Origin of the sequence: Kitasatospora sp. NPDC059817 (assembly GCF_042731835.1) — a bacterium.
GTDB lineage: Bacteria > Actinomycetota > Actinomycetes > Streptomycetales > Streptomycetaceae > Kitasatospora.
Genome location: NZ_JBHWIR010000176.1, coordinates 10,146 through 15,631, shown reverse-complemented (window position 1 = coordinate 15,631; position 5,486 = coordinate 10,146). Strand labels below are relative to the sequence as shown.

The following is a 5,486-nucleotide window of genomic DNA, read 5'->3' as shown; positions in this document are numbered from 1 at the left end:
CTCGTCGCCCGTCGCGATGGCGGCGCTGTCGAGCGCGGTGGACTTGGCCGCCAGCGCCTCGGCGTCGGGGCCGGCGGCGGCGATCGGCGCCGCCCCGCCGGGCGCCAGCTCACCGATCAGGCCGCTCCACGGCGCCAGCTGGCCGTGCACCGCGTACTGCTCCAGCTTGCTGCGCGAGTCGGCGATGTCGAGGTTGCGCATGGTCAGCTGGCCGATGCGGTCGTCCGGGACGAACGCGGCGTCGACGCTGCGCTCCATGGACAGCTTCTCGGGGTGGTAGCTGAGGTTCGGGCCCTGGGTGTCGAGCACCGAGTAGTCCTGGCCGCGGCGCAGACGCAGCGTGACGCTGCCGGTGACCGGTTGGCCGACCCAGCGCTGCAGGCTGTCGCGGAGCATCAGCGACTGCGGGTCGAACCAGCGGCCCTCGTACAGCAGCCGCCCGAGCCGGCGGCCCTGCGTGTGGTAGGTGGCGACGGTGTCCTCGTTGTGGATCGCGTTGAGCAGCCGCTCGTAGGCGGTGTGCAGCAGCGCCATGCCGGGGGCCTCGTAGATGCCGCGGCTCTTGGCCTCGATGATGCGGTTCTCGATCTGGTCCGACATGCCCAGGCCGTGGCGCCCGCCGATCCGGTTGGCCTCGTGCACCAGCTCGACGGCGTCGGCGAACGCCCGGCCGTTGATGCGGACCGGACGGCCGAACTCGAACTCGATCGTCACGTCCTCGGTCTGGATCTCGACCGCCGGGTCCCAGAAGGCCACGCCCATGATCGGGCTGACGATCTCCATCGAGGTGTCCAGGTACTCCAGCCGCTTGGCCTCGTGGGTGGCGCCCCAGATGTTGGCGTCGGTGGAGTAGGCCTTCTCGGCGGAGTCGCGGTACGGCAGGTCGCGCTCGGAGAGCCAGGCGGACATCTCCTTGCGGCCGCCGAGCTCGGTGACGAACCGCTGGTCCAGCCACGGCTTGTAGATCCGCAGGCTGGGGTTGGCGAGCAGACCGTAGCGGTAGAACCGCTCGATGTCGTTGCCCTTGTAGGTGGAGCCGTCGCCCCAGATGGAGACCTCGTCCTCGCGCATCGCGCGGACCAGCAGGGTGCCGGTCACGGCGCGGCCGAGCGGGGTGGTGTTGAAGTACGTCTGCCCGGCGGAGCGGATGTGGAAGGCGCCGCAGGCGAGGGCGGCCAGGCCCTCCTCGACCAGCGCCGCCCGGCAGTCGACCAGCCGGGCCTGCTCGGCGCCGTAGGCGCGGCCGCGGGCCGGGACGTCGGCGAGGTTCGGCTCGTCGTACTGGCCGATGTCGGCCGTGTAGGCGTAGGGGACGGCGCCGTGCTCGCGCATCCACGCGACGGCGACGGAGGTGTCCAATCCACCGGAGAATGCGATGCCGATCCGTTCACCGACCGGCAGCTTGCTCAAGACCTTCGACATGCATGCACCCTTGACCCGCGAGGCGCGGGCTCCTGACTTAGCGACGTGTGAGGGGATTCGGCGTATCCGATGCCCGCACTCTGGCATAGGTTTGCAGAGTACCGCAAGAGCATACGATCGGCTCGGCGAGGGGCGGCCGCTCCTGTTGCCGCCCCCAGCCGTGGCCGATCGGTGGTCGCCGTACCTCAACCCGGCTTTCTCCCAGGCGCGTTGGGAGGTCGGATGTCGGGGCGGGGGTCAGGAGGCGCTGTCGGCGTCCGGCCCCTGGGCGCGCAGGCGGCGGACGTTCTCCAGCGACTCGCGCAGTTCGGTGAGCCAGGTGTCGGAGTGGCGCTGCACCAGGCGGACACACCAGGCGAGCGCCTCGCTGCGGCTGCGGGCGACGCCCGCCTCCACCAGGGTGTCGAGCACCTGCCGTTCGGGCTGGCGCAGCCGGGTCATGACGGGGGCGGAGACGGTGGTGAACATGCCCCTCAGGTCGCCGCACTCGGCGCCCCAGGAGACCTTGCGGCCGTAACGGCGCTCGGCCTCCCGGGCGACGGCGATCCGGGCGTCCCTGGTCCGGTCGCGGAACTCGGCGATCCGGCCCTCGAACGCGGCTTCGCGCTCGGCGTCCGATGCTGCTTGGTCGAGGACGGGTTCGGTGATGCGGCCGACGACGGTGATCTCTTCGCGGTCCGCGGTGATCTCGACGAGATCGGTGAACAGGTCGGCGGGGAGGCGGCCGGTGAACCACCCCCGGAGCTCTTCGGGCGAGGTTGTAATCATGTAATCAGCATTACTCGGGGTGGGGGTGATCGCAAGACCCCGGGGAGGAACGTCGGGAGGAGCGCCGGAGGAACGGCGGAGGGCCGTCAGCGCGTGGCGGAGACCGGCACCCGGGCCCGGGCCCGCGCCCGGCCGCGCAGCCAGGGCGTCCGGGCGGCCAGCGCGCCGAGGCCGAGCGCCACCAGGTGCCCGGCGTCGGCCAGTTGCTGGTCCAGTGCCCAGGTCACGGCCAGCCCCAGCCCGAGCGCGGGCAGCCCGAACCGGCGCAGCGGAGCCGGGCCCAGAGCCAGCAGGCAGCCGGCGGTGCCGACCAGCCCGTAGCTGATCCCGACGTCACGCGCGCGGGACAGCGCCCCCGGGATCCGGGCGGTGAGCATCACCCACATGGCGCCCTCGGTGAGCAGAGTGGCGCCCAGGTGCCCGAAGACGAAGACCGCGCCGGCCCGGGCCGGGCCCCAGCGCCACTCGGCCAGGCCCAGCACCACGGCCACCGCCGCGATGCCCGCCCAGGCGGGCACCCCGTCGACCACCAGCCCGCTGGTGAACATCGTCCACCACTTGCCGACCTCCATGTGGTGGACGTTGCTGCTGTTGTGCCGGACGAACCGGGCCCGGGCGCCGTGGCTCTGGCCGGCCAGCCAGCAGGCCGTCGCGGTCAGCAGCAGCACGTACACCGTGGTCAGCCGCAGCCGGTCCGCCACGCGCAGCGCCGGGTGCCGCGCGTCGGCGCCGGCGTCGAGACCTGCAGGTGCGGTCGTTGTGCCGCGCTCGCTCATCGTGCCCGTCGCCCTCGCTGTGCGGTCCCGGTGGTGCCGCCCGGCGGCCCCCGGCGGCCCGTTCCGGGCGGTCAGAGCGCCAGCGTACGCCAGCCCCGGGTGATCTCCTCGCCGACCGAACTCGCGTTCGGCGCCGGGCTGCCCGGGAGCGGAGCGGGCGGCAGACGCGCCACCAGCGCCAGCAGCGCCGCGCCGTCCGCCGGGCGCCCGGCCGGGTCGGCGTTCAGCGCGCGGACCACCACGGAGGCCGGCGCCGGGCCCAGGGCGTGGGGGACGCGGGAGACCGTCCGCGAGACCCGGTCACCCGAAGGGCGCACCGCGTCGACGCGCCCGGAGGCGCCCCGGGTGAGGGTGAAGGGAACCGTCGAGGAGGCGCCGATGACCGGTGGCACCACCAACGCGCCCGGACACCGGCGCCCCTGGTGGGCACGCCTCGCGCACGCGGTCTGGAGCTACGTCCGCCGGGCCCCGGGCACCTACGTGTGGCTGGTGATCCTGCTCGCCACCACGCAGGTGATCCGCCACGTCGACACCGCGACCGCCGACCGGATCCTGGAACGGCGCTCGACCAACCTGCACCACCTCCAGGTCTCACCGGTGCGCGTGCTGATCACCAGCGCGCTGTGGATCGCGGGCGGCGGGTGGCTGAGCTACTTCCTGCTCTACAACCTCTTCCACGTGCCCGCCGAACGCTGGCTCGGCACCCTGCGCTGGATCTCGGTGGCGATGATCGCGCACGTCGGCGCGACCTACCTCAGCGAGGGCCTGCTCGGGTGGGCGATCCACCGCGGCATCGCCCCGCCGAGGGCCGTCTACACCCTCGACTACGGCGTCAGCTACGCGCTCGCCGGGGTGGTCGCGGTGCTCACCTATCTGATCGTGCGGCCCTGGCGGTACCTGTACGTGGCCGGTGTGCTGGTCTTCTACGGCCTGGGCGTCGCGCAGAGCCGGGACTACACCAGCATCGGCCACTTCAGCGCCGTGCTGATCGGCCTGGCCTGCTACCCGCTGACCCGGGACCGCCCGGGCTCCTGGGACCCGGTCGCCACAGGCCGGCTCGTCCGAGGGCGGCTGCGCCGGCGTTGACGGTGGTGGCGATGGCAGCGGTGATGGTGGCGGTGGCGGCGGTGGTTGGTGGCTGCGTCGTGGTGGTGGTGGCGTCGACGGATCAGCCGGTGCGCGGGGGGCCCGGGGCGGGCGTGCCCAGGTAGGCGTTCAGCGGCGGTCCCTGGGCCAGCACCGCCCCGGCCGTGACGGAGAAGGTGATGGCGGCGCAGAGCACGATCAGCCAGGACAGCCCCATCAGCACCAGGCCCAGCGAACCATACTGGGCCAGCGCGCGGTTCAGCGCGTCCGGCATGTAGATCCGGGCGGTCAGCGAGAGTGCGGTGGCCGCGGCGGCTGTCAGCAGCGCGCCGGGCAGCAGCGGCAGCCAGCCGACCCGGGCGCTCAACAGCAGGTGGGCGGTCCACCACCAGACGACGAACGAGGCGGTGAAGGTCAGCGGCAGGCCCAGCCAGAAGCCGGCGCCGAAGCCGTCCCGCAGCGGGCCCTGGAACAGCAGCACCGCCAGCCAGGTCACGATCCACAGTAGCCACCGCCAGGCCGCCACCTTGGTCCCGGCCTTCGGTAGCCGCCAGGCGTGCTCGCAGACCCGGGCCACCGCGCGGCTGCAGCTGGTCGCCGACAGCAGTGCCATCAGCACGCCGATGAACCCGGTGGTCTGCCGCAGGTCCCCGGTGCCGTACAGCGACTGGTGCAACTGCTGATCCGTGGCGCCGGAGATGCCGAAGAGCGAGCGGAGCGAGGCGACCATCTGGTCCCGCACGCCGGTCGGGGCGAACGCGGCCACCGCGAACAGCAGTGGTACGGAGGTCAGGAAGATTTGGGAGGCCATCCGGGTGGCGGCGTCCAGCAGTCCGGGGGAGAGCAGCCGGGCCGTCAGCTCGGTGATCACGGGGAAGCGCCGCTCGGCCTTGGACCGCGCTCGTTCCCACCGCCCGCGCCCCCGGGCCAGCCGCTCCCCCCAACGGCCAGCGGCCTCCCTCACCGACCTCATCTCTCGGTCCTCCCGCAGCGGGGCAACGATCCGCCCCAGTCAAGGCCAGCCCGGCCCGCCCCGCCACCGGAGGTGTCCGTCCGCAGGCGGGTGGGCGGCGTCGGGCGTCTGGGGTGGGGGTCGGGGCCGGGTAGCGGGTGTGGTGTGGTGTGGTCGTGGGTCTACCGTCGGGGCGGCGGGCCCGTGAGGCTCGTGGGGTTCCGTCCGATGAGGGTGTTGAGCACGTTGAGGGCCGCCTTCTTGCGCTGGGCCTTGCGCGACCAGACCGCCGGGCAGACGACCCCGAAGAAGAACAGCAGCACCACGACGAGGCTCGGGGCCGCCGAGATGATCGCGATGGTGTTGTTGCTCTGGAACCCGGCCGCGGCCCGGGCCGCGCCGGCCGCCGGCCCGCCCGCGCCCGCCACCCCCCCGGGGGCCCGGGCGCGGGCGGGGGGGGGCGCGGTCTGGGGGCGGAGGCC

General features: G+C 73.4%; 6 protein-coding genes and 1 pseudogene. 1 reads left to right on the top strand and 6 read right to left on the bottom strand.

Translation table 11 applies throughout. The features are described 5' to 3' along the window. The 4 genes from argG to ACFV61_RS28525 form a co-directional block, all read right to left on the bottom strand. The coding region (gene argG, locus ACFV61_RS28540; protein ID WP_380494682.1) for an argininosuccinate synthase at positions 1-1,422 on the bottom strand (1,422 nt) is incomplete at its 3' end. 237 nt (positions 1,423-1,659) lie between these two features. Then, entirely contained in the window at positions 1,660-2,190 is a 531-nt protein-coding gene (locus ACFV61_RS28535; protein ID WP_380343931.1) for a hypothetical protein, read from the bottom strand. A gap of 86 nt (positions 2,191-2,276) precedes the next feature. Beyond that, the gene (locus ACFV61_RS28530) at positions 2,277-2,966 is read right to left on the bottom strand and encodes a rhomboid-like protein (RefSeq protein ID WP_244293557.1); all 690 of its coding nucleotides are present in this window, start codon (positions 2,964-2,966) and stop codon (positions 2,277-2,279) included. Positions 2,967-3,037: 71 nt separating this feature from the next. Continuing rightward, complete coding sequence (locus ACFV61_RS28525) at positions 3,038-3,361, bottom strand: hypothetical protein (RefSeq protein WP_380494680.1); 324 nt, start codon at positions 3,359-3,361, stop codon at positions 3,038-3,040. Between ACFV61_RS28525 and ACFV61_RS28520 the strand changes: the two genes are divergently transcribed. Further along, positions 3,345-4,052, top strand: a complete 708-nt coding sequence (locus ACFV61_RS28520) for a rhomboid-like protein (protein WP_380494678.1) — start codon at positions 3,345-3,347, stop codon at positions 4,050-4,052. The genes ACFV61_RS28525 and ACFV61_RS28520 overlap by 17 nt on opposite strands. 82 nt (positions 4,053-4,134) lie before the next feature. Here ACFV61_RS28520 and ACFV61_RS28515 read toward each other — a convergent pair whose 3' ends face one another. Together ACFV61_RS28515 and ACFV61_RS28510 are read right to left on the bottom strand one after the other, a co-directional pair. After that, the gene (locus ACFV61_RS28515; protein ID WP_380428346.1) at positions 4,135-5,025 is read right to left on the bottom strand and encodes a ribonuclease BN; all 891 of its coding nucleotides are present in this window, start codon (positions 5,023-5,025) and stop codon (positions 4,135-4,137) included. Positions 5,026-5,186: 161 nt separating this feature from the next. Then, positions 5,187-5,486: pseudogene (locus ACFV61_RS28510) on the bottom strand (hypothetical protein); the annotation flags it as partial.

Bases quoted from the DNA above. Each gene is read 5' to 3' on its own strand.
- ACFV61_RS28535 (WP_380343931.1), bottom strand. From the start codon at position 2,190: ATGATTACAACCTCGCCCGAAGAGCTCCGGGGGTGGTTCACCGGCCGC.
- ACFV61_RS28530 (WP_244293557.1), bottom strand. From the start codon at position 2,966: ATGAGCGAGCGCGGCACAACGACCGCACCTGCAGGTCTCGACGCCGGC.
- ACFV61_RS28520 (WP_380494678.1), top strand. From the start codon at position 3,345: ATGACCGGTGGCACCACCAACGCGCCCGGACACCGGCGCCCCTGGTGG.
- ACFV61_RS28515 (WP_380428346.1), bottom strand. From the start codon at position 5,025: ATGAGGTCGGTGAGGGAGGCCGCTGGCCGTTGGGGGGAGCGGCTGGCC.